This is a genomic window from Agrobacterium rubi TR3 = NBRC 13261 (assembly GCF_000739935.1).
GTDB classification, from domain to species: Bacteria; Pseudomonadota; Alphaproteobacteria; order Rhizobiales; family Rhizobiaceae; genus Agrobacterium; species Agrobacterium rubi.
In genome coordinates this window covers 372,194-394,693 of the sequence record NZ_BBJU01000007.1, presented here as the reverse complement: position 1 = coordinate 394,693, position 22,500 = coordinate 372,194, and the positions used below count along the sequence as shown (strand labels likewise).

The following is a 22,500-nucleotide window of genomic DNA, read 5'->3' as shown; positions in this document are numbered from 1 at the left end:
CCTGACACGTAGACGATTTCAACGGAGGAAATGATGAGGATGACTGAACAGAAGCGTCATAAAGCTGCTTTGCCGAACTAATGGCAAATCCGGTCAAAAAACCCGTCAAAGCTGCAGTCGAGACAGATCGTATCGGCTTTTTCGGTAAAATCCCAAGTCACGGGGACTTCATCTCCGAAGGCCTAGACCGCGAGCTGATCAGTGCCATCGATGGCTGGTTACGCTCCGGTATGCATGCCTGCGCCGACCTTTTTGTTGATCGCTGGACTTCGGTTTTTTCGACATTCCCACCCATTCGTTTCATCATCGAACGGGGCGTATGGGGGAACTATGCCTATGCGGGCGTGCTGATGCCGAGCCGCGATCGTGTCGGACGTAAATATCCGCTGGTCATTCTGGCTCAGCTTGGTGATTTCAAAGAGCATCCCAAAGCGCTCTACCTAGACGAAACCTGGTTCATGGCGGCTGAAGCCCTGGCGGAGACATCCCTGACGACGGATTTCGATATGTCGCGCTTCACAACGTCGGTGAAGAGATTGCGCATGCCAAAACCGCGGGAGGATGATGACAACCTCCCGGAGCCGACACGTGGCCGTCCGACCAGCCTTTGGTGGCACATCGACGCCGAAAGCCGCCGCCCTCGTGGGCTCAAAATTGACGGCAAACCAGCCGCGACGGATTTCGTCCGCCTGTTTAAGACAGCAGCACCGGAGGACAGCGCGCCCCCACCCAAGGCAGAGCCCGAGAAAACTCAAAAAAGCATGAGACCCGACGTGGTTTCACAAGGTGAGATCGCGCAACCCGCCCGAGCCAGAGACATACCGCCCCCCAACATCGTCTACAGTTATGCGACGCATCCCGGAACCAAGCTCAGCGTCAACGCCGATGCGCTGTTCGTCTCGAAATCTCCCACGTTGTTTGCCATTGCCGACGGAATTGGCGATGGCAACCCCGCCGTGGAGGCCGCGCGGCTGACGACAAATGCACTGACCGATATTGCCGATAGCGACCACGCTGACAGCATGACGCAGGATATCAAAGGCAAGCTTGGCACGGTGAACAGTTTGCTCCTGTCCCGTCAGGTTTCCGCAGAAACGGCACGGCCCATGGCCAGCGTGATCGTCGCATCGCTCGTGGGCCGGACGCTCACCGTTCTGTGGTCGGGTGACGCGCGCGCCTACCTGTTGCGGGATGGCACGATGCATCTGCTATCGCGCGATCACATCATTGTCGGCATGAAAAAACAGCTTTCCCAATGTGTTGGACACTCCCAGCAATTTCGACCCAGTAGCCTCACCGAAGAATTTGGCACCAATGACCGGCTATTGCTGTGCAGCTACCCACTGATGCAAGCATTGAAGGAAAGGGTCGTCGCTGAAATCCTGCATGACACGCCGATCAATGACTGCGCAAATGCTCTGATGCAGGAAGCATTGATCGAAAACGTGCGAGAAAACATCAGCGCCATCGTGATTGGGGACAAGCTTGAGCGGCGCGGATAAAGACCGTGAGATTTCCGATCGTTTCTCGCAGCTTCTGACCGCGATTCGTGCATCACAACATCCGCAAGACGTAACTGACCGAATTCGCGATGCGCTCGATCGGAAATCCGATCGTCCGTCGGATGAGGGCACGGTTTTCATTGATGGAAGCTTTGCGGTCGATGCCGTCGCCTATGAAAGCGAGACGACACAAATTTTGCAGGTCAGGCAGCGAGATCTTGGTGATTGTTTTGCCGTTAAAACGGTGCCGGTCTCACGGCGCGACGACCCGGTTCTGGTTCACAGACTAAGACGTGAAGCCAAAATCGGTCTTGGTCTGCGCCACCCCTGTTTACAGGAGATTTCTGCACTGCTGCGGTTGCGTGACGGCCGACCGGGATTGTTACAGCCCTGGGTGCCTTCCACCCTCGCCGCGCTGCTGAAAACCCGGCAACCCAGCTTGGATGAAATATCTCGAGTTCTTCATCGGGTCTTGCGAGGGTTATCCGTCATGCACGACGCTGGATATGTTCACTGTGATGTCAGCCCCAGCAATATCATGCTTCCCGAGAACGACATCATGAAAGCCAGACTTGGAGACTTCGGTATCACCTTGCAAAAAGGTAAGCGTCACGCCGATCTCGGTATCGCCGTTGCTGGGTCGCCTGAGTTTTCTGCGCCGGAACAACTGGCTGGGGCGCCGGCTCACGCGGTCCATGATATCTACGCTGCCGGACGGTTAGCAGAACGCCTGCTTGCAGGTCATCACGGTGAGGAAAGACCCGCGCTTATCAGGTTCATCCATGCCTGCACCCGCAACGAGGCCACAACGTGTCCTCAAAATGCCGATGACGCGATCAACTTCTTAGAGAGCGGCAGATAAAATAAATCCACCGCTTGAACATCTGTCAGGCAAAAATCAGTTCGATGCGCCTGGCTGCGGAGCAGCAGCCGTTGCTGCGCTCTTCTGGAAGACGGTCAGCAGCTTTGCCGTATCGACAAGAGGTGCGTTGCTGGCATAGAGCACGTCGCCCTTTTGCATCTGGAACATCTGCATCAGGACGATGCTGGACGCATCACGCATGTTGACGTGATAGATAACCGGTCTGATGCTCGTGGCAACGGCGGCTGGGCCCTTGGAGCCCGCGACAGAGGTTGACGGGACCTGCACGACTTCATTGCGGAAAACATAGACGTTGCGCGCATCTGCGCGATCATCCAGCAAACCACCGGCGCGGCCAACGGCCTGCGCAAGCGTCAACTTGCCGGTTTCGAACTGGAACTCACCGGCACTCTTGAACGCACCGAGCGCTGTGATGCTCGAGGCTTCGCCGTCGATCATGATCTGATCGTCAGGTGATACGCGGATATTCTGGCGGTCTTCACGCGTGACACGATCCAGAGACGCACTGGCGCGCTGCGTACCGCGAACGACAGTCACAGTCGCCGCACTTGGCGCAACCGTCGGGCCGCCGGCCTGATTGATGACGTCGAGCACACGTTCTTGGCGCGCCGTCAGTGCGATTTTACCGGGGGTCTTCACCGCGCCGCTCAACATCACAGCACTGGTCGGCTTATCGACGACAGTAACAACCGCCTGCGGGTTAACAGCAGAGCCCTTGAGCCCCGCCACAACCTGCGACTGGAGACCTTCGGGTGTCGAATCGATCACACGCTTCTTGCCCACGAAAGGCAGATTGACACTGCCACTCTGGTCAACCGTAAACCGGCCGAGATTGAGTGTCTTGCTCTGGGTCGATGAAAACAATCCGTCTTCGCCAGTATCCAGCACCGTTATGTCGATCACATCGCCACGGCGCAGTCGTTGCGCGTTATAACCCGTGTTGCGAAGGGCCGCCAAACCTGGGCCGGATGCGCTTTCGACAAGCGATGGGGAAACAGATGCGGCCGGAGCATTGGCAAGCTCCACGACCCGGATTTTCTCATTGGTCTGGGGAAGTTTTGCAGACCGTATATTGCCTGCGGTAGGCCCGTCCGACGGCTTTGCGCAACTGCTGAGCAAAACCAACAGAAGAACCGAAACAACCTTCTTCATCCCATATCCCCATGAAAGAATCGCTTACACGCAGGAATAGCATCAAGAGGCAAAGCTGCAATAACTTTGAAGCCGAAAATTGAAAAAGCCGTGATAGGTCACTGACCCTCTGTGGCTATTTGGCAACCAGTCACGTAACGTCATGTTTTCAGAACTGAAACCGACATCATGAATCGTGAATAAAGCGTAGCTTTTTGGGTCTGATCTATCCTTTTTAACTGAACAACAATTTCGGTCAAGAGCAGGCTGATATCTAATTTACCTCCACTGTTTCAGCTTGTCTGTTGCGAGACGGCACCCTTCCTGGCCTGCCGAAAAGATATCCCTGCGCCTGCGTGCAACCCTCGTCGACCACCATTCTGTATTGGCTGTCCGTCTCGATGCCTTCTGCGGTAACCGGAAGATCGAGACTGCGTCCCAAACCGATGATGGCGCGTACGATGGAGTGGGCATTTTCGTCATGCTTCATTGCGGCGATGAAGCTGCGGTCGATCTTGATCTTGTCGAACGGGAAGCTGCGCAAATTGCTGAGCGAAGAATAGCCCGTCCCGAAATCATCCATCACGATGGTCACGCCCAGTGCCTTCAACTGCCGCATCGTTGCCAGTGTGATCGCCCTGTCTTTCAAAAGTGCAGCCTCTGTCATTTCAAGTTCGAGACGGGACGGGGCGAGACCCGCTTTCTTCAAGACTGAGCAGACGGTATAGGCAAGGTTGGCGAGCGAGAACTGCACGGGAGACACGTTCACCGCCAGCTTGATATGCGGCTTCCAGCGGACGGCCGTGGCGCATGCTTCCTGCAATATCCATTCACCCAGCGCGATGATGATGCCGCTTTCTTCGGCAATGGGAATGAACACATCGGGCGGGACCATTCCGCGCGTGGGATGCCGCCACCGGACCAGAGCCTCGTAGCTGGCGACTTCTCCATTTTCCACGGAATGAACAGGTTGATAGAGCAATTCGAGTTCGTTGCGGCTGATGGCTTGACGCAGATCGGATTCCAGCCGTCTCCGCTCCTTCGTTTCCTGATCCATCGCAGGGTCATAAAAAGCGATGATGCCGCGACCGTTGATCTTGGCACGGTAGAGTGCAAGGTCAGCGGCATGCATCAATGTCTCGATGTCCTTTCCGTTCTCCGGAAAGGCTGCGATGCCGATGGTGACGCCGACAGCCGTCGGGTCGCTGACGTAATTCATCTCTTGGCGGAACGTCGCCAGAATGTGCTCACCCAGTTCGCGGGCATCTTCGGCCGTTGTGCCGAAGGCGGTCAGGATGACGAATTCGTCTCCACCCAGCCGTGCCACCAGATCGCCTTTTCTTGCCGTCTGCTGCAAAATCCGCGCGACGTCCTTGAGAACGCGGTCACCTTCCGCATGACCAAAAAGGTCATTTACGGCTTTGAACCTATCCAGATCCAAGGACAGAAGCGCAAATTCATCATGATCCTTGGCATTGGCGAGATGATTGCTCAGCCGTTCCTGAAACAGCTTCCTGTTGGCCAATGCCGTCAAAACATCGTGTCGCGCCAGATATTCGATCTCGCGCAATGCGCGGCGTTTTTCGGTAAGGTCACGAACGGCCATCACCTCGCAGGGACGGCCACGATATTCGATGGTTCGAACTGCAAGCTCGAACGTCCTGGACCTGTCACCTCTGTTCGGAACAGCCTCAACGGCTGCGACGCGCGGAAGATGTGCTGCAATACCATCATCCGCATGCATCAATTCGGCAGCATTTTCCCCGATCAGAGAGGCCTCGCTCGCCTCGAACAGCTTGGCAAAGCGGCTGTTGACCTCAACGATACGGCCGTCTCTTACCACAGCCAATCCGTCGAGCGTCGCTCCCACCAAGCCCTTGAGGTCGACCAGATATCGATCGAAGAGGGCGGCTGCGCCGGTGAGAGCAAGCACAAGGAGCGTAACCCCACTGATTGCCATCATCAAAATCACGCGCTCGACATCGTTGTTAAGCGGCCCGACAATACTGGGATCGGGGGTTAGAATGGTTGAAGACATGGCAGTAAAATGCAGGACCAGCACGCCAAGTATGGATGCCAGAGCCGCCACCGCGATCTGTCGCCATCCCCGCAGTCGCTTGAAAAAAACAAAGGACAGGGAAAAAAGGGCTGCGGCCACGGCCGTGCCAACCAGAATGGGTTGGATAAGATATTCCAGGGTTGCCGCAACCTGCATCCCTGCCATGCCGATGAAATGCATTGCCCCGACGGTCAGCGTGATGATGCTGCCAGACACGACAGCAGCGCCACTTTTTTGCCAGGAAAATTGCAGACTGAACCAAAATCCGGCGACAGCCACCACAGCCGATAGCGCTGTAAACGGGAAATCAAAACCGATCGGCACGCTACCCTGATAGGCCAGCATTGCAATGAAATGCGTTGCCCAAACGCTCAGGCCCGACGCGAACGCCGCTACCAGAATCCAATAGGGTCGTCGTCTCACCGGGCTTTCATCTGCGCGAAGAAGCAGGTGAAAGAAAGATAACATCCCGAGAAGAGAAATTGCGGCAGCAAGGCCAACAATATGTTGATCGTGTTGTAACGCAACGCATTCAAGTACAGCAAACACCGCAGCCATCCTCATGAGTGAATAACCAGCTATGTCTATTAGTACAGCTAACTTTAGAAATTACTAATCCAAATTGTCGTCGATGGCTTGGAGCGTTCTCTTATGAAACGGAGACGCTCTAAACGCAAAGAAACCCGCACAAAGCGGGTTTCAATAGACAGCAGTTTAAACGCTCAAACGTATTGCGACTTAGATTTCAGGGCAGCCACGGACGTTTGCGAATGTGATCGTGTCCTGGCCGCGGCGAGTGAAGCCTTCCACGACAACGCGGCGGGGCGTGACGCGGACGATCTCTGGGTCGCGCAGACCGGATGCGCGTGCCGCTGCACGGGCTTCGCGTTCGCTGCAGCCGCGGTCACGATCACGCGGTGGGCCACGGCGGTCGATGTCGCGGTCACGGATCACGGGACGCACACCGTCACGGCCGATTTGCAGCTCCACGTCTTGGGCCTTCGCTGGCGATGTCATAGCTACACCGGATGCTGCCATAACAACCGCAAGACCCGTAATCTGCAATACCTTGAACATATTCCCTCCTTCGTGCCTTGATCGTGGCACATATGAATTTTCAGGGGTAATAACGTGCAGAGATACCGCTTGTTCCTTTGCCGCCTCAAGAAAAATCCCGGCTGTGAGGCCGGGAGCTTGTTTTACGCCGCATCTGCCGTGAAGGCGGATTGGATCAGGGTCTTGGTATAATCGGCAGTCGGATTGTTGAAAATGCCATCCGTTTCGCCCTCTTCAACAATCTTACCGTCCTTCATGACGATAACGTAATCGGAGATTGCCTTGATGACCGAAAGGTCATGGCTGATGAAGATGTAGGAAAGACCGTGCGTCTTTTGCAGCTCCCGCAACAAGTCGATGACCTGCCCCTGAACCGAACGGTCGAGCGCAGAGGTCGGCTCATCGAGAATGACCACATCCGGCTTGAGAATGATCGCACGCGCGATGGCGATACGTTGGCGCTGGCCGCCGGAAAACTCGTGCGGATAGCGGTTGCGGGCAGCAGGATCTAGTCCGACTTCCGTCAGCGCCTCAATGGCGCGCTTGTCGCGCTGCGCGCGGCTCAGCTCCGGAGCATGCACGAACAGACCTTCGGTGATGATCTCTCCGACAGTCTGGCGTGGCGACAGCGAGCCGTAGGGATCTTGAAACACCAGCTGGAGCTGACGACGCATGGGCCGCATGGCTTTTCTTCCAAGACTGGAAATGTCCGTCTTGCCGAAGAACAGGCGTCCGGTAGACGGCGTCAGCCGCAGCAAAGCGCGACCGAGCGTTGATTTGCCTGAACCGGACTCACCAACAATGCCGATAGTCTGGCCCTGATGCAGATTGACGGTTACGCCTTCGACCGCTCTGAATGCCGTGGCCTTGGTAAAGATGCCACCGGGTATCTCGTAATCCACCGTCACGTTCTGGCCGGACAGAACGACCGGCGCACCCGGACCCACCGGTGGCTTGTGACCGCTGGGTTCGGCATCCAGAAGCATCTTCGTATAATCCGCCTGCGGACGCTCGAAAATGTCTTCCGTCGTTCCAGTCTCCACGATTTCACCACGACGCATGACGGCGACACGGTCCGCAAAATGCCGGACGACCCCAAGATCATGGGTGATGAGGACGACGGCCATGCCGAAACGCTGTTGAAGCGATTTCAGCAGATCGAGAATTTGCGCCTGAATGGTGACGTCGAGTGCGGTGGTCGGCTCGTCCGCGATCAGGAGATCAGGCTCGTTTGCCAGTGCCATGGCAATCATGACACGCTGGCGCTGCCCACCGGACAGCTCGTGCGGATAGCTATCGATACGCCTGTTGGGGTCGGGAATGCCAACCAGCTTCAGTAGCTCCAGCACCCTTGCGCGTGCTTCGGCTTTGCTGGAACCGCGATGGTGAATGATAGGCTCGGCGATCTGTTTGCCGATCTTGTAGAGAGGATCGAGCGAGGTCATCGGCTCCTGGAAAATCATGGTGACCTTCGCCCCCCTGATATTGTTGAGCTCATCGACCGGCAACGCTACCAGTTCGCGTCCCCGGTATTTGGCAGAGCCCTGAACGCGGCCATTTGCGGCCAACAGACCCATGATGCCCATCATGGTCTGGCTTTTGCCTGAGCCGGATTCCCCTACAACAGCGAGCGTCTCTCCCGCTTTCACGTCGAGATCGATGCCCTTGACGGCATTCACATCGCCATCAGGCGTGGTGAAATCGACTTTGAGACCGCGCACGGTCAGGATGGTTTCAGATGTCGTATTCATATCAGCGATCCTTGGGATCGAGCGCGTCACGCAACCCGTCGCCCACAAAGTTCAAAGAAAACAGCGTCAACACGAAGAATGTCGCCGGGAATATCAGCAGCCACGGGGCCGATTGCATATTGCTGGCACCTTCGGAAATCAGCGCGCCCCAACTGGTCAACGGCGCTTGTACACCCAGACCAAGGAAGGACAGAAAGCTTTCCAGCAGGATGACTTTCGGCACCACGACAGTCACAAACACGACGACCGGGCCGATGGTGTTGGGGATGATGTGACGGCGGATGATCTGCCAGTCGGTCAGGCCCAGCGCCTGTGCGGCACCCACGAACTCACGCCGCTTCAGCGCCAGCGTCTGTCCACGTACGATACGCGCCATATCCAGCCATTCCACCGCGCCGATGACGAGGAAGATGAGAATGAAACTTCGCCCGAAGAACACGACGAGCACGACGACGAGAAACACGAAGGGCAGCGAATAGAGGATTTCCACAAAACGCATCATCGCATTGTCGACCCGTCCGCCGATATAACCGGCAGTCGCGCCGTAGACGACGCCGATGCCGAGCGAGACGAGGCTGGCGAGAACGCCGACGGCAATCGAGATCTGGCCGCCCAGCATGACGCGCACGAGCAGATCGCGACCATTGCTATCGGTGCCGAAGAAGAAATATTCGCGGTTCACATCGCCTTCGATTTTCAGCGTGCGACCATCGTCTTCGGTGGCGACGACCTTGGTGTTTTCGAACTCGTTGGCACGGTCGAAATAGCGTGTCGTGCGCGGGTCGATCTGGCTGGACGACGTGACGGTTGCCGTAAATTTCTGGCCTACGACCGCAAATTCCTTGAGATCGACGCGTGCACGACCGGCAACACCTTCCATCACACCCTGAAGACTATCGGCATCCGGCCGCGCCTCAAGGCTTGGCGGAACGGAGACGTAGGACGAAAACACCTGATCATAGGTATGAGTGAGGAAATGCGGCCCAAGAAACGAAAAGAGCGTGATCAGCACCAGCATGACCGAACCGGCCATGGCAGCTGTGTTGCGCCGGAACCGCATGGTTGCGAGCTGGAAGAGGCTTCGGCTTTTCACCGAAGGAGAAACGGCTGATGTGCCGGGGATATCAGTCATGTCTGACCCTCGGATCAAGAAGGCCGTAAAGAATATCGACCACCAGATTGAAAACAATGACGAAGAGCGCGATGAGAACGACGGTTCCCATGACAAGCGTATAGTCACGATTGATGGCACCCAGCACGAAGTAGCGACCGACACCGGGAATGGTGAAGATCGTTTCGATGACGGCAGAGCCGGTCAGCAAAGCCGCCGCGCAAGGTGCGAGATAGGATACGACCGGCAGCATGGCCGCGCGCATGGCGTGGACGATGACGACGGTGCGGCTGGGAAGCCCATAAGCTTTTGCCGTACGAATATGGTCCATGCGCAGAGCTTCGATCATCGAACCGCGCGTGAGGCGGGCAATGACGGCGAGCTGCGGCAAGGCGAGCGCAATCATCGGCAACAGCAGATAGCGCAGCGAACCATCACCCCAGCTTCCAGCGGGCAGAAGGCCCAGCAGAACGGCAAAGACCAGCGTTAGCACAGGTGCGACGACGAAGTTCGGCACCGTGACACCGACTGTCGAAAACGACATCAGGGAAAAGTCAAAAAAGCTGTTCTGCCGCAATGCCGCAAACGTACCGGCCAACACGCCGCCGATCAGCGCCACCAGCAATGCGTAGAAACCAAGCTCCAGAGAATAGGGCAAACCCTTGCCGATCAACTGGGCAACGGTGTTGTCCTTATAGATATAGCTGGGGCCGAAGTCGCCGGTGACGGCGTTTTTCATGTAGATCAGATACTGACGCCACAATGGTTCATCCAGATGATAGGTTCTCATCAGGTTTTCCATGGTCTGCGGTGGCAGCGGACGCTCAAGATTGAACGGGCCGCCGGGTGCAAATCGCATCAGAAAAAAAGAAATCGTGACGACGATAAATAACGTCGGCACAGCGCTCGCCAAACGGCGCAGGACGAAAGAGATCATAATATTTTAGGCTCCGGCATGGCACGGCGGCTAGGCGTTGTGCGACCTTATCATCGCCGTAACGCTTTCGCCCGTTGTTTCAGCATGTCGCGCAAAAGCGTGGAGCTCTTGCGCGACATGTTTCAAAACCACCGTGGCAGCACTGCTTACTCGGAAACGCTCAGGAAGCGGCTGAGGTGTTCATTGTTGGCGTTGTCCACCCAGCCCTTGACGCGGCTGGACACCAACCAAAGATCGGCCTGCGTCAGGAACGGCGCAACCGGCTGCTCCTTCATGAGGATCGTTTCAGCCTCGTGCAAGATCTTGTTGCGAGCAGCGGGATCTTTCTCGTCGTAAGACTTCTTCATCAACGCATCGAATTCGGGATTGTTGAACTTCGAATAGTTGAAAGTCTTGTTGGTCGAGACAGACAGCGCAAGGAAGTTTTCGGCGTCAGCATAGTCGGCAACCCAACCAGCACGGGCAACATTGAACTTGCCGCCTTCCTGTAGATAACCGTAGTGCGAGGCAACATCTAGGTTCACCAGCGAAACATTCGCACCAAATGTGGTCTTCCACATATCGGCGATGGCTGTGGCAACGCGCTCATGGTTGGGGTTGGTGTTATAGCGGATTTCGATGGAAAGCGGCTTACCGCCCTCACCGTAACCGGCTTCCTTCATGAGCTTGAGAGCTTCGTCTTCACGATCCAGCTGCGAAAGTGTTGCGAAGTCTGCCTTGGCAGGCTCGCCATAGCTGCCCATGCCGGGTGGAACCATGGAATAGGATGGAAGCTGCGAGCCGCTGTAGATTTCCTTGGCAAGGAAGTCGCGGTCAACGGCCATGGAGAGCGCGCGGCGAACGCGAACGTCGTTATACGGCGCTTCACGCGTGTCGAAGGTATAATAATAGGTCGCAAGTGTCGGAGAGACGTGGACCTGATCACCTTAGGACTTGCGCAGACGATCCAGCTGATCGGCCGAGAAGTTGTAAGCGAGGTCCATTTCCTTGGCTTCGAAACGGCGAACCGAAGCGGCCTGGTCGTCGATCGGATAGAAGATGACCTTGTCGATCTTGGTGTTGGCAGCGTCCCAGAAATTAGGGTTCTTGACGACTGTCAAGCTGTCATTGGGAACGTGAGCCTCGAGCTTGTAAGCACCGTTCGAAACCATGATGCCTGGCTTGACGAAATCCGCACCATTCTTCTCAACACTCGCCTTCGAGACTGGAAGCGCAGTCTGGTGCGCGAGCAGTTCAAGGAAGAAAGGCGTCGCGCGCTCAAGCGTGATTTCAAGCGTCTTGGCGTCAACGGCCTTCACGCCGAGCTCTTCAAGCTTGGCTTCGCCCTTGTTGACCTTCTCCGCATTCTTGATCGGATACAGAATGTTTGCGTATTTTGCTGCGGTCTTCGGATCTTCTACACGCTTGTAGGAGAACACGAAATCCTCTGCCGTTACAGGCGTACCATCAGACCACTTTGCATTTTCGCGCAGCTTGAAAGTGTAAACCGTGCCGTCGTCAGACAAGGTCCAGCTTTCTGCTACACCGGGCGTGATCTTACCGTCAGCACCATAGATCGTGAGACCTTCATAAAGGTCCTTCACGATGAACGCTTCGATATCGATAGACGTCTGAGCCTGATCGAGAGTTTGTGGTTCGCCGGAATTACCGCGATGAAGAACGGTTTCCGCGAGAGCTGAACTGGCGCCAATCAGAAGCGAGCCTAGCAGGATTGCGGCACGCGTTGTTGTTTTTATAGAATTCATTTTTTTTATTTCCCCAAAAGTGTGAGAACGCGCAAACTAGGACAAAATGGGCCGAGGCGCAACCCCAATATTTATCAGGCGGACAAATTAGAGAATCTGTAGCCAAGTCGATTGTGGAAAACCTTGCTCCTAACAGTGCGTCAGCGGACTTTCGTTTCTCAAAAAAATGAAATAAAACGAAAGTCCACAGATATTGCCGGGTAGAAGCTTCCATGTTTTTCTCATCGCGCCAGATTGATATTATCGAACTTGCGAAATCCGAAGGCAAGGTCAGCGTGGATGATCTCGCCACGCGATTTTCAGTCACCGCGCAGACCATTCGCAAGGATCTAAACGACCTCTGCGAGGCCCGCGCGCTGACGAGAATCCATGGCGGCGCGATCTTTCCCAGCAGTACGGAAAACGTGAAATACGAAGCGAGACGCTCGATTGCCGCGACTGAAAAACAGGCGATAGGCCGGGCAGCAGCCGACCTCATTCCCAACAAATCATCGCTCTTCATCAATATTGGCACCACCACAGAAGCGGTCGGTGAGGCGCTGGTGGACCATCAGGAACTAATGGTGATTACCAACAATATCAATGTTGCCAACAGGTTGCGGATATTCCCTGGTATCGAGGTGGTCATTGCCGGTGGCGTGGTGCGCGGCACGGATGGGGGCATTGTCGGTGAAGCTGCGGTGGATTTCATCCGGCAGTTCAAGGTGGACTACGCCGTGATCGGCGTCTCGGCCATCGACAAGGATGGCGCGTTGCTGGATTACGACTTTCGCGAGGTGAAAGTCGCGCAGGCGATTATCGCCAATGCACGGCACGTCATCTTGGTCTCCGACTCCAGTAAATTCGACCGCACAGCACCGGTGAGGATAGGTCATCTCTCACAAGTCCACACCTTCATTACGGACCACTGTCCGCTTCCATCAGTCAAAGCCATCTGCAAGGAAAACGACGTTCGGTTGATCGAAACCGAAGGCTTACAACCGGAAAACTGAAACGGTTAACATTCGTTTGACATTCACTTTCTTTTCATTTTAACTCGCCCCAATTTCGAATTCCAACAATAAGCGGCGGAATGTCGCGTCAGGGAGAGACAAGGTGAGTGAGCAGGCGGTCCGCGATATTTTCGTGATCGGTGGAGGCATCAACGGCTGCGGAATAGCTCGTGATGCTGCCGGTCGCGGCTATTCGGTGACCCTTGCCGAGATGAACGATTTCGCATCTGGGACCTCGTCTGGCGCAACCAAGCTCATTCACGGCGGCCTTCGCTATCTCGAACATTACGAGTTCCGCCTTGTGCGCGAAGCGTTGATGGAACGCGAAGTGCTGTGGGCTATGGCTCCGCACATCATCTGGCCCATGCGTTTCGTTCTGCCTTTTCATAAGGGTGGCATCCGCCCGGCATGGCTCATTCGCCTCGGCCTGTTTCTCTACGATCATCTGGGCGGTCGCAAGCTTCTGCCCGCCACGAAATCCCTCGACATGCGCCGCGATCCTGCTGGCAAGCCGCTGAAGCCGCTGTTCACCAAGGCATTCGAATATTCGGACGGCTGGGTGGATGATGCGCGTTTAGTGGTGCTGAATGCGCGTGATGCTGCGGACAAGGGAGCAGACATCATGAGCCGGGCGAAAGTGGTTTCGGTTCGTCGCGAAGGCGGGCTTTGGAACGTTGATGTCAAGGAAAGCGCGACCGGCATAGTCAAGACCGTTCAATCCCGCATGCTGGTGAACGCCTCCGGCCCATGGGTCGACAATGTTCTGTCCAACGCAGCGGGCAAGAACCAGGTTCACAATGTGCGGCTGGTTCAGGGCAGCCACATCATCGTGAAAAAGAAGTTCAACGATGTCAGGGCCTATTTCTTCCAGAACCCCGACAACCGCATCATTTTCGCCATTCCCTACGAGACGGATTTCACACTGATCGGCACGACCGACCGGGACTACACCGGCGACCCGGCGGATGTGAAGATCAGCGGCGAAGAGACGGATTACCTTTGCAACGCAGCCAGCGAATATTTTGCCGAGCCAGTGACGAAGGACGATATCGTCTGGACTTATTCGGCGGTTCGCCCGCTGTTTGACGATGGCGCGTCCAGTGCGCAGGAAGCCACGCGCGACTATGTGCTGAAACTTGAGAATGCTTCCGGTGAGGCGCCGTTGCTGAACGTGTTCGGCGGCAAGCTGACGACCTACCGCCGCCTGGCGGAACATGCCCTTGAGAAAGTGGCTGAGGCCATTGGCGACAAGGGGAAACCTTGGACTGGAAAAAGCTCGCTTCCGGGCGGCGATTTCGCGGCCACCGGCTATGAGGCGGAAGTCAAAAAGCTCAGCACAAAGTATGGCTTCCTATCAGACCGTCAGGCGCGCAGACTGGTTCGCCTCTACGGAACGAAAGCAAACGCCATGCTGGGTGATGCGACCAGCATGGCGGCGCTGGGTCAGCATTTCGGCGGCGATCTGTATGAGCGCGAAGTCGAGTGGCTAATGCGCCAGGAATGGGCCAGAACCAGCGACGACGTGTTGTGGCGCAGAACCAAGCAGGGCCTGCATTTTTCCAAGGAAGAAGCAGCCACACTCGACAGTTACATGGCGTCTATAGCCGCATGATGAACGCCCGAAAGGGCGTAAAAGACTGACATTGAAGCAGATATCTTGCAGGTTGGGAGGCCTCGGGACAGCATGCTGGAATTACGTAACATTGCCAAGATGGTGGGTGGTGAATACCACATCTACCCAACCAATCTGACCCTCAAGCGGGGCACGCTCAACGTGCTGCTGGGGCCGACGCTGTCTGGAAAAACATCGCTGATGCGGCTGATGGCCGGTCTGGACAAACCGACCGAGGGCCAACTGCTGTTCGATGGCACGGATGTGACGGGCAAGCGCGTGCAGGACCGCAGCGTTGCCATGGTCTACCAGCAGTTCATCAATTACCCGGCACTCACCGTCTACGAAAACATCGCCTCCCCGATGCGGATCGCCAAAAAGGACAAGGCAACCATCGACCGTGAAGTGCGCCGCGCTGCCGATCTGCTGCGGCTGACGCCCTATCTCGACCGTACCCCGCTGAACCTTTCCGGCGGACAGCAGCAGCGCACGGCCCTTGCTCGCGCTATCGTCAAGAATGCCAGCCTCGTGCTGCTGGATGAGCCGCTTGCCAACCTCGATTACAAGCTGCGTGAGGAGCTGCGCGAAGAACTGCCGAAAATTTTCGCTTTGTCCGGCGCGATCTTCGTTTACGCCACGACCGAGCCATCCGAAGCGCTGCTTCTGGGCGGCAATACGGCGACCATGCATCAGGGGCACATCGCCCAATATGGCGCCACCATCGATCTTTACAGAAATCCTGTCGATCTCGTCTCAGCAAAGACTTTTGCTGATCCGCCACTCAACATAATCTCGCTGACCCGTTCCGGCCCTTCGTTTCTGCACAATGGCCAGCCTGTTTTCGACGTACCAGCACACCTCTCAAGCATTGCTGATGGCCCGGTGACGGTGGCGTTCCACCCACACCATCTATACCCGACGCCCACCCATAGTGGTGCGGTGAAGCTCAGCGCAAAGACGCTGATCTCCGAAATCGCTGGTTCCGAAAGCTTCATTCACGTCGATTTCGCTGGCAATCGCTGGGTCATGCTGACGCGCGGTATTCTCGATATCGAGCCCGACAGACAGATCGATATCTACTTGGATACCCGCCATCTGATGGCGTTCGATGCGAATGGCCGTTCGCTTTCCACCCCGCAACAAGCAGCCGCGTGAGGAGAAGAGACCATGGCACGCATCAGTCTCGATCATATCCGCCACGCCTACAACGCCAAGGCCAGGGCAGCCAATGATTACGCCCTTAAGGAAGTTAATTACGAGTGGAGCGATGGCGGTGCTTACGCGCTGCTCGGGCCATCCGGCTGCGGCAAGACAACCCTGCTCAACATCATTTCCGGGCTGATCAATCCGTCCGATGGCCGCATCCTTTTCGATGGCAAAGACGTGACCAACCTGCCGACGGAACAGCGCAACATCGCGCAGGTGTTCCAGTTCCCGGTCATTTACGACACCATGACAGTCTACGACAATCTGGCCTTCCCGCTGCGCAATCGCGGCGTTTCGGAGCCGGATGTTGACAGGCGCGTCAATGAAATTCTCGAAATGATCGATCTCTTATCCTGGGCCAAGCGCCGCGCGCATCGCCTGACAGCGGACCAGAAGCAGAAGATTTCGCTGGGTCGCGGTCTCGTCCGCGACGATGTCAACGCCATCCTCTTCGATGAACCGCTGACGGTGATCGATCCGCACATGAAATGGGTGCTGCGCTCGCAATTGAAGCGGTTGCACAAGCAATTCGGCTTTACCATGGTTTATGTGACGCATGACCAGACCGAAGCCATGACCTTCGCCGACAAAGTCGTCGTCATGTATGATGGCCAGATCGTGCAGATCGGCACGCCTGCCGAACTGTTCGAACGGCCAAGCCACACCTTCGTCGGCTATTTCATCGGCTCGCCCGGCATGAATTTCATGCCGGTTTCACTGGATGGCGCGCAGGCAAAGATCGGTGATCAGCATGTCTTGCTCGACGTGGCACCAAATGTTGAAACCGGCGCGAAGACGGAACTCGGCATTCGCCCGGAATTCATCTCTCTGGGTCGCGAAGGCATGCCGGTGACCATCAGCAAGGTGGAGGATATCGGTCGTCAGAAGATCGTTCGCGCCAGCTTTGCCGGACACCCGCTGACCGTGGTGGTGCCTGAAGATGGCGACATTCCGTCTGAACCCCGCGTCACTTTCGATCCCAAGGCCATCGGCATCTACGCTGATAGCTGGCGCGTTGGCACGGGAGCCTGACCCATGGAAAAGACGTTCAACAACAAGGCGTGGTTTCTGGTCATCCCGGTTCTGATCCTCGTCGCATTTTCCGCCGTCATTCCGCTGATGACGGTCGTCAACTACTCGGTTCAGGATACGTTCGGCAACAACCAGTTCTTCTGGGCGGGAACCGACTGGTTCGTGCAAATGCTGCATTCGCCCCGTTTCTGGGATGCGCTGATGCGCAACCTGATTTTCTCGATGGTCATTCTGGCAATCCAGATTCCGCTCGGTATTCTCATTGCGCTCAACATGCCGAAAACCGGCTTTGGTGTGCCGGTTTGCCTAGTGCTGATGGCGCTGCCGTTGCTCATTCCGTGGAATGTGGTGGGCACCATCTGGCAGGTTTTCGGGCGTGTCGATATCGGCTTCCTCGGCCATTACCTGTCGATGCTCGGCATCGACTATAACTACACGCAGGACCCTGTGGATGCCTGGGCAACCGTCATCATCATGGATGTCTGGCACTGGACGAGCCTCGTCGTGCTGCTGTGCTATGCCGGTCTCGTATCGATCCCCGACGCCTATTATCAGGCGGCCCGCATCGATGGTGCATCGCGCTGGTCGGTCTTCCGTTACATCCAGTTGCCAAAGATGAAGCGTGTCCTGTTGATCGCCGTCCTGCTGCGCTTCATGGACAGCTTCATGATCTACACCGAACCCTTCGTGGTCACCGGCGGTGGCCCGGGCAACTCCACGACCTTCCTGTCCATCGACCTCGTGAAGATGGCAGTGGGCCAGTTCGATCTGGGGCCAGCGGCGGCCATGTCGATCATCTACTTCCTGATCATCCTTGCTCTGTCATGGATTTTCTACACCGTCATGACCAACAGCGACGAACAGGCTTGAGAAAGGAGAAACCCATGAGCAATTCCAGATCCATCACCCGCTTCTCCTTCCTCATCCCGACGATTTATATCGTGTTTCTGCTACTGCCGATCTACTGGCTCGTGAATATGAGCTTCAAGGAAAACGGTGAAATTCTCGGTGCCTTCTCGCTCTGGCCGCAAAACCCGACGCTGCGCAATTACACCATCATCTTTACCGATCCGGCCTGGTATAACGGCTACATCAACTCCATCATCTATGTGGTGATGAACACGGTGATTTCGGTCGCCGCTGCTCTGCCCGCCGCCTACGCGTTTTCGCGCTACCGCTTTCTGGGCGATAAGCACCTGTTCTTCTGGCTGCTGACGAACCGCATGGCACCACCCGCCGTCTTTGCGCTTCCTTTCTTCCAGCTCTATTCCGCATTCGGGCTGATCGACACGCACATCGCGGTGGCCATTGCCCACTGCCTGTTCAACGTTCCCCTAGCGGTCTGGATTCTCGAAGGCTTCATGTCTGGTGTTCCCAAGGAAATCGATGAAACCGCCTATATTGACGGCTACTCATTCCCACGCTTCTTCGTGAAGATCTTCATGCCCCTGATTGCCAGCGGCATCGGTGTGGCAGCCTTCTTCTGCTTCATGTTCTCTTGGGTGGAACTGCTGCTGGCCAGAACGCTGACGACAACCGCCGCAAAGCCGATTGCAGCAACCATGACACGCACCGTTTCCGCATCCGGCATGGACTGGGGTGTGCTGGCCGCCGCCGGTGTGCTGACCATCATACCCGGCGCACTCGTCATCTATTTCGTCCGAAACTACATCGCCAAGGGCTTTGCCCTCGGTCGCGTCTAAGAAAGGAGAAGGTCGATGAATTTTTCCTGGATGGCATGGACGTTGCCCACGGCGCTGTTCTTTCTGACCATATTGCTTCTGCTGATCGGCATGGCGGTTTGGGAATATGTCTCGCCCGGTGGCAATCCGCGCGTCGGAATCCTACGCTTCGAGACCACGCGCGGCGACCGCCTGTTCGTGTCGCTGCTCGGCTCCGCATTCATCCACCTCGGTTGGCTCGGCCTCGTCGGCCCCGGCCTTTGGTGGGCACTGGCTCTTTCGGTTGTCTATGCGATTGGCGTGTTTCGCTTCGTTTAGGCATTCGACTGAAATACCGGGAGGGAGGACCGCCCGGAGATACATCTACAAGCAATCGTAAATACTGGGAGGATGATTATGCGAGTGCATCTTTTAACAACGACGGCAGCGGCGCTGCTGGCACTGACCGGCGTGGCAAACGCCGGTATGAACGAGGCCAAGACCTTTCTAGACAAGGAAATCGGTGATCTCTCGAGCCTTTCCCGTGCTGATCAGGAAAAGGAAATGCAATGGTTCATCGATGCCGCCAAGCCTTTTGCTGGCATGGATATCAAGGTCGTCTCGGAAACGCTGACCACGCATGAATACGAGTCCAAGGTGCTGGCCAAAGCCTTCACCGAAATCACCGGCATCAAGCTGACGCACGACCTGATCGGCGAAGGTGACGTGGTGGAGAAACTCCAGACGCAGATGCAGTCTGGCGAAAACATCTATGACGCCTTCGTCAACGATAGCGATCTCATCGGCACTCACTGGCGTTATCAACAAGCCCGCAACCTGACGGACTGGATGGCCAATGAAGGCAAGGACGTCACCAATCCCGGCCTAGACCTGAAGGACTTCATCGGCACCAAGTTCACGACGGCACCGGATGGTAAGCTTTACCAGCTGCCCGACCAGCAGTTCGCCAACCTCTATTGGTTCCGGTATGACTGGTTCAACGACGAAAAGAACAAGGCAGACTTCAAGGCCAAGTATGGCTACGATCTCGGCGTTCCCGTCAATTGGTCAGCCTATGAAGACATCGCCGCCTTCTTTACCGGCCGCGAAATCAACGGCAAGAAGGTCTATGGCCATATGGATTATGGCAAGAAGGACCCGTCGCTCGGCTGGCGCTTTACCGATGCCTGGCTGTCCATGGCTGGCAACGGCGACAAGGGCCTGCCAAACGGTCTGCCGGTGGATGAATGGGGCATCAAGGTCAACGAAAAGTCTCAGCCCGTCGGCTCCTGCGTTGCACGTGGCGGTGATACCAACGGACCCGCGTCGGTCTACGCCATCCAGAAGTACCTCGACTGGTTGAAGGCCTACGCGCCTCCAGCAGCGGCGGGCATGAACTTCTCCGAATCCGGTCCCGTTCCGGCGCAGGGCGAAGTCGCGCAGCAGATTTTCTGGTACACGGCGTTTACGGCAGACGCAGTCAAGAAGGGACTGCCCGTCGTCAACGAGGACGGCACGCCGAAATGGCGCATGGCCCCCTCCCCGCATGGCGTTTACTGGAAAGACGGCATGAAGCTCGGCTATCAGGACGTGGGGTCCTGGACGTTGATGAAATCCACCCCTGACGACCGCGCCAAGGCAGCATGGCTCTACGCACAGTTCGTGACCTCGAAGACCGTGGATGTGAAAAAGAGCCATGTCGGCCTGACGCTGATCCGCGACTCTTCGATCAACCACGAAAGCTTCACCAAGCGTGCCAAGGACCTCGGCGGCCTGATCGAGTTCTATCGCTCGCCTGCCCGCGTTCAGTGGTCGCCAACCGGTACCAACGTTCCTGACTATCCAAAACTGGCTCAGCTCTGGTGGCAAGCTGTCGGCGATGCATCCTCCGGCGCAAAGACAGCGCAGGAAGCGATGGACTCGCTCTGCGCCGAACAGGAAAAGGTCATGCAGCGTCTGGAACGTGCAGGCGTTCAGGGCGAAATCGGACCGAAGCTGGCTGAAGAACACGATCTTGAATATTGGAACAAGGACGCGGTTGCGAAGGGCCACCTTGCGCCACAGTTGAAGATCGCCGAGGAAAAAGAAAAGCCGATGACCGTCAATTATGATGAGTTGGTCAAGAGCTGGCAGAAGTAAGTCTGCGGGATTGAAGAGATACCGGGGGCGGCTCCCTGCCCCCGGTTTTTTTGTGGCACCACCCCACGTTCGTCACCCTCGGGCCTGTCCCGAGGGTCTACTGCCGCTCAAGCAGGCTGCGACGCGGGCTTGTGCCAGAAACGGAAAAAGCCGGAGGCGAATTCATCGCTTCCGGCTTTTTTGGTTTTCTTATCTGCGTCAAGAGCCCACTACCGTCGTGAAAGACGAACTGTAGCAGATGCTCGGGACGAGCCCGAGCATGACGACCGGGAGGGTTCAGTCTCTCTCTGATCGCTTACGAGACAACCGGGTCCAACGAACCAGACGCATAACGCTTCGCCATATCCCGAAGCGGAATAGGCGTGATCTTCGAAGCCTGTCCAGCCGTCCAGAACAACTCGAAGCGTTCCTTACAGAGCTTCGTCATAGCCTCGCGCGCGGGCTTCAGATATTTGCGCAGATCGAATTCCGCCGGGTCTTCCGCCATAACCTTGCGGATTTGGCCGGTGATGGCCATGCGGCAGTCGGTGTCGATGTTGATCTTGCGAACGCCATTCTTAATACCGCGCTGGATTTCCTCGATCGGCACGCCCCAAGTTGGCTTGATGGCCCCACCATAGGCGTTGATGATGTCCTGCAAATCCTGCGGCACCGTGGATGATCCGTGCATGACGAGGTGCGTATTCGGCAGCTTATTGTGGATTTCCTCGATGACGTTCATGGCCAGCACGGAACCGTCAGGTCTGCGCGTGAACTTGTAAGCACCGTGGCTGGTGCCCATCGCAACGGCCAGCGCATCGACCTTGGTTTCCTGCACGAACTTGACGGCCTCATCCGGGTCGGTCAGCAACTGGTCGTGCGAGAGAACACCTTCAGCACCGTGGCCATCTTCAGCCTCGCCCATGCCGGTTTCCAGCGAGCCGAGAACACCCAGTTCACCCTCGACGGAGATACCGCCGTAATGGGCCATGGTCGTAACCTGGCGGGTGACGCCGACGTTGTAATCCCAATCGCCGGGGGTCTTCCCGTCAGCCTTCAGCGAGCCATCCATCATGACGGATGTGAAACCAGCCTGCATGGCCGTCATGCAGCTTGCCGCTTCGTTGCCATGGTCCAGATGGACGCAGACGGGAATATGCGGGTAGATTTCAACCACCGCATCCATCATGTGCTTGAGCATGATGTCGTTTGCATAAGCACGTGCGCCGCGCGATGCCTGCATAATGACGGGCGAATTCGTCGCATCCGCCGCTTCCATAATTGCCAGCGCCTGTTCCATATTGTTGATGTTGAAAGCAGGCACGCCATAGCCGTGTTCGGCTGCGTGGTCGAGCAATTGGCGGAGCGTAATTCGTGCCAAGGTATTTCCTCCTAAACGAGTTCTTTTGAGAATGGCATCCCTCAACACCATCCTGTCCCTTGCCGGACGGTTGCTACTATTGCCTCGCCAATACCAACTATCCAGCTTTTTTTGACATCTGCCGCAAACAATGAGCGATCGACGCTTCGCAAGCTGACATGGCTGAAAGGTTATCGGAAGATTAAAATGCCGTGACCTGTCGTGGTTTGGCGAATGGCCGTCGCATTTTGCGTAGGTTGCGGACGAGCTTCACGCCATCATCCCTACAACTTTGCAAAGACAAAGACAGGGGCAGACCCAAGCGGCAGGTTCGTCTCTTTATA

17 protein-coding genes and 1 pseudogene are annotated in these 22,500 nt (G+C 56.3%); 10 read left to right on the top strand and 8 right to left on the bottom strand.

The genetic code is table 11. The annotated features are described in order from the left end of the window. The first annotated feature begins 80 nt into the window (after positions 1–80). Positions 81–1,502, top strand: a complete 1,422-nt coding sequence (tagF, locus tag RRU01S_RS06325; protein ID WP_045229372.1) for a type VI secretion system-associated protein TagF — start codon at positions 81–83, stop codon at positions 1,500–1,502. Further along, complete coding sequence (locus tag RRU01S_RS06320) at positions 1,486–2,364, top strand: protein kinase domain-containing protein (protein ID WP_045229371.1); 879 nt, start codon at positions 1,486–1,488, stop codon at positions 2,362–2,364. Before tagF ends, RRU01S_RS06320 begins: the two co-directional genes overlap by 17 nt. A gap of 36 nt (positions 2,365–2,400) precedes the next feature. Here the strand turns inward: RRU01S_RS06320 and RRU01S_RS06315 are convergent, their stop codons facing one another. The 7 genes and pseudogenes from RRU01S_RS06315 to RRU01S_RS06285 form a co-directional block, all read right to left on the bottom strand. Next, positions 2,401–3,537 (bottom strand): polysaccharide biosynthesis/export family protein, encoded by a 1,137-nt coding sequence (locus RRU01S_RS06315; RefSeq protein ID WP_045229370.1) that lies wholly within the window; start codon positions 3,535–3,537, stop codon positions 2,401–2,403. Between the two features lie 253 nt (positions 3,538–3,790). Further along, complete coding sequence (locus RRU01S_RS06310) at positions 3,791–6,124, bottom strand: bifunctional diguanylate cyclase/phosphodiesterase (RefSeq protein ID WP_045229650.1); 2,334 nt, start codon at positions 6,122–6,124, stop codon at positions 3,791–3,793. A 189-nt stretch (positions 6,125–6,313) separates the two neighbouring features. Continuing rightward, a complete protein-coding gene (locus RRU01S_RS06305) occupies positions 6,314–6,652 on the bottom strand; it encodes a hypothetical protein (protein WP_045229369.1) in 339 nt (112 codons plus the stop codon). 122 nt (positions 6,653–6,774) lie between these two features. Next, the gene (locus tag RRU01S_RS06300) at positions 6,775–8,382 is read right to left on the bottom strand and encodes an ABC transporter ATP-binding protein (RefSeq protein WP_045229368.1); all 1,608 of its coding nucleotides are present in this window, start codon (positions 8,380–8,382) and stop codon (positions 6,775–6,777) included. Position 8,383: 1 nt separating this feature from the next. Then, on the bottom strand, positions 8,384–9,514 hold the full coding sequence (locus RRU01S_RS06295) for an ABC transporter permease (protein WP_045229367.1): 1,131 nt from the start codon (positions 9,512–9,514) through the stop codon (positions 8,384–8,386). Next, positions 9,507–10,430, bottom strand: a complete 924-nt coding sequence (gene oppB / locus RRU01S_RS06290; RefSeq protein ID WP_045229366.1) for an oligopeptide ABC transporter permease OppB — start codon at positions 10,428–10,430, stop codon at positions 9,507–9,509. Before oppB ends, RRU01S_RS06295 begins: the two co-directional genes overlap by 8 nt. Before the next feature lie 146 nt (positions 10,431–10,576). Then, a pseudogene (locus RRU01S_RS06285) lies at positions 10,577–12,175 on the bottom strand (peptide ABC transporter substrate-binding protein). A 212-nt stretch (positions 12,176–12,387) separates the two neighbouring features. Here RRU01S_RS06285 and RRU01S_RS06280 point away from each other — a divergent pair. The 8 genes from RRU01S_RS06280 to RRU01S_RS06245 all read left to right on the top strand — a co-directional run bounded on the left by RRU01S_RS06280 (position 12,388) and on the right by RRU01S_RS06245 (position 20,817). Continuing rightward, complete coding sequence (locus RRU01S_RS06280; protein ID WP_045229365.1) at positions 12,388–13,167, top strand: DeoR/GlpR family DNA-binding transcription regulator; 780 nt, start codon at positions 12,388–12,390, stop codon at positions 13,165–13,167. Positions 13,168–13,270: 103 nt separating this feature from the next. Then, the gene (glpD, locus tag RRU01S_RS06275) at positions 13,271–14,779 is read left to right on the top strand and encodes a glycerol-3-phosphate dehydrogenase (protein ID WP_045229364.1); all 1,509 of its coding nucleotides are present in this window, start codon (positions 13,271–13,273) and stop codon (positions 14,777–14,779) included. A 72-nt stretch (positions 14,780–14,851) separates the two neighbouring features. Next, positions 14,852–15,934: an ABC transporter ATP-binding protein gene (locus RRU01S_RS06270; protein WP_045229363.1), complete on the top strand. Its 1,083-nt coding sequence runs from the start codon at positions 14,852–14,854 to the stop codon at positions 15,932–15,934. 12 nt (positions 15,935–15,946) lie between these two features. After that, positions 15,947–17,017, top strand: coding sequence for an ABC transporter ATP-binding protein (locus RRU01S_RS06265; protein ID WP_045229362.1), 1,071 nt, complete (start codon positions 15,947–15,949; stop codon positions 17,015–17,017). Positions 17,018–17,020: 3 nt separating this feature from the next. Next, the gene (locus RRU01S_RS06260; protein WP_045229361.1) at positions 17,021–17,887 is read left to right on the top strand and encodes a carbohydrate ABC transporter permease; all 867 of its coding nucleotides are present in this window, start codon (positions 17,021–17,023) and stop codon (positions 17,885–17,887) included. Between the two features lie 14 nt (positions 17,888–17,901). Next, the gene (locus RRU01S_RS06255; protein WP_045229360.1) at positions 17,902–18,720 is read left to right on the top strand and encodes a carbohydrate ABC transporter permease; all 819 of its coding nucleotides are present in this window, start codon (positions 17,902–17,904) and stop codon (positions 18,718–18,720) included. Between the two features lie 15 nt (positions 18,721–18,735). Beyond that, on the top strand, positions 18,736–19,017 hold the full coding sequence (locus RRU01S_RS06250) for a DUF2160 domain-containing protein (protein WP_045229359.1): 282 nt from the start codon (positions 18,736–18,738) through the stop codon (positions 19,015–19,017). 78 nt (positions 19,018–19,095) lie between these two features. Continuing rightward, entirely contained in the window at positions 19,096–20,817 is a 1,722-nt protein-coding gene (locus tag RRU01S_RS06245) for an ABC transporter substrate-binding protein (protein WP_045229649.1), read from the top strand. Positions 20,818–21,112: 295 nt separating this feature from the next. On the opposite strand, the gene fba is transcribed toward RRU01S_RS06245, so the two are convergent. Next, a complete protein-coding gene (gene fba, locus RRU01S_RS06240; protein ID WP_045229358.1) occupies positions 21,113–22,177 on the bottom strand; it encodes a class II fructose-bisphosphate aldolase in 1,065 nt (354 codons plus the stop codon). Between the last annotated feature and the right edge of the window lie 323 nt (positions 22,178–22,500).

Excerpts from the sequence above, each read along its gene's own strand:
- tagF (WP_045229372.1), top strand. The coding sequence starts at position 81 with ATGGCAAATCCGGTCAAAAAACCCGTCAAAGCTGCAGTCGAGACAGAT.
- RRU01S_RS06315 (WP_045229370.1), bottom strand. The coding sequence starts at position 3,537 with ATGAAGAAGGTTGTTTCGGTTCTTCTGTTGGTTTTGCTCAGCAGTTGC.
- RRU01S_RS06305 (WP_045229369.1), bottom strand. The coding sequence starts at position 6,652 with ATGTTCAAGGTATTGCAGATTACGGGTCTTGCGGTTGTTATGGCAGCA.
- RRU01S_RS06300 (WP_045229368.1), bottom strand. The coding sequence starts at position 8,382 with ATGAATACGACATCTGAAACCATCCTGACCGTGCGCGGTCTCAAAGTC.
- RRU01S_RS06295 (WP_045229367.1), bottom strand. The coding sequence starts at position 9,514 with ATGACTGATATCCCCGGCACATCAGCCGTTTCTCCTTCGGTGAAAAGC.
- oppB (WP_045229366.1), bottom strand. The coding sequence starts at position 10,430 with ATGATCTCTTTCGTCCTGCGCCGTTTGGCGAGCGCTGTGCCGACGTTA.
- RRU01S_RS06280 (WP_045229365.1), top strand. The coding sequence starts at position 12,388 with ATGTTTTTCTCATCGCGCCAGATTGATATTATCGAACTTGCGAAATCC.
- RRU01S_RS06270 (WP_045229363.1), top strand. The coding sequence starts at position 14,852 with ATGCTGGAATTACGTAACATTGCCAAGATGGTGGGTGGTGAATACCAC.
- RRU01S_RS06265 (WP_045229362.1), top strand. The coding sequence starts at position 15,947 with ATGGCACGCATCAGTCTCGATCATATCCGCCACGCCTACAACGCCAAG.
- RRU01S_RS06260 (WP_045229361.1), top strand. The coding sequence starts at position 17,021 with ATGGAAAAGACGTTCAACAACAAGGCGTGGTTTCTGGTCATCCCGGTT.
- RRU01S_RS06255 (WP_045229360.1), top strand. The coding sequence starts at position 17,902 with ATGAGCAATTCCAGATCCATCACCCGCTTCTCCTTCCTCATCCCGACG.
- RRU01S_RS06250 (WP_045229359.1), top strand. The coding sequence starts at position 18,736 with ATGAATTTTTCCTGGATGGCATGGACGTTGCCCACGGCGCTGTTCTTT.
- RRU01S_RS06245 (WP_045229649.1), top strand. The coding sequence starts at position 19,096 with ATGCGAGTGCATCTTTTAACAACGACGGCAGCGGCGCTGCTGGCACTG.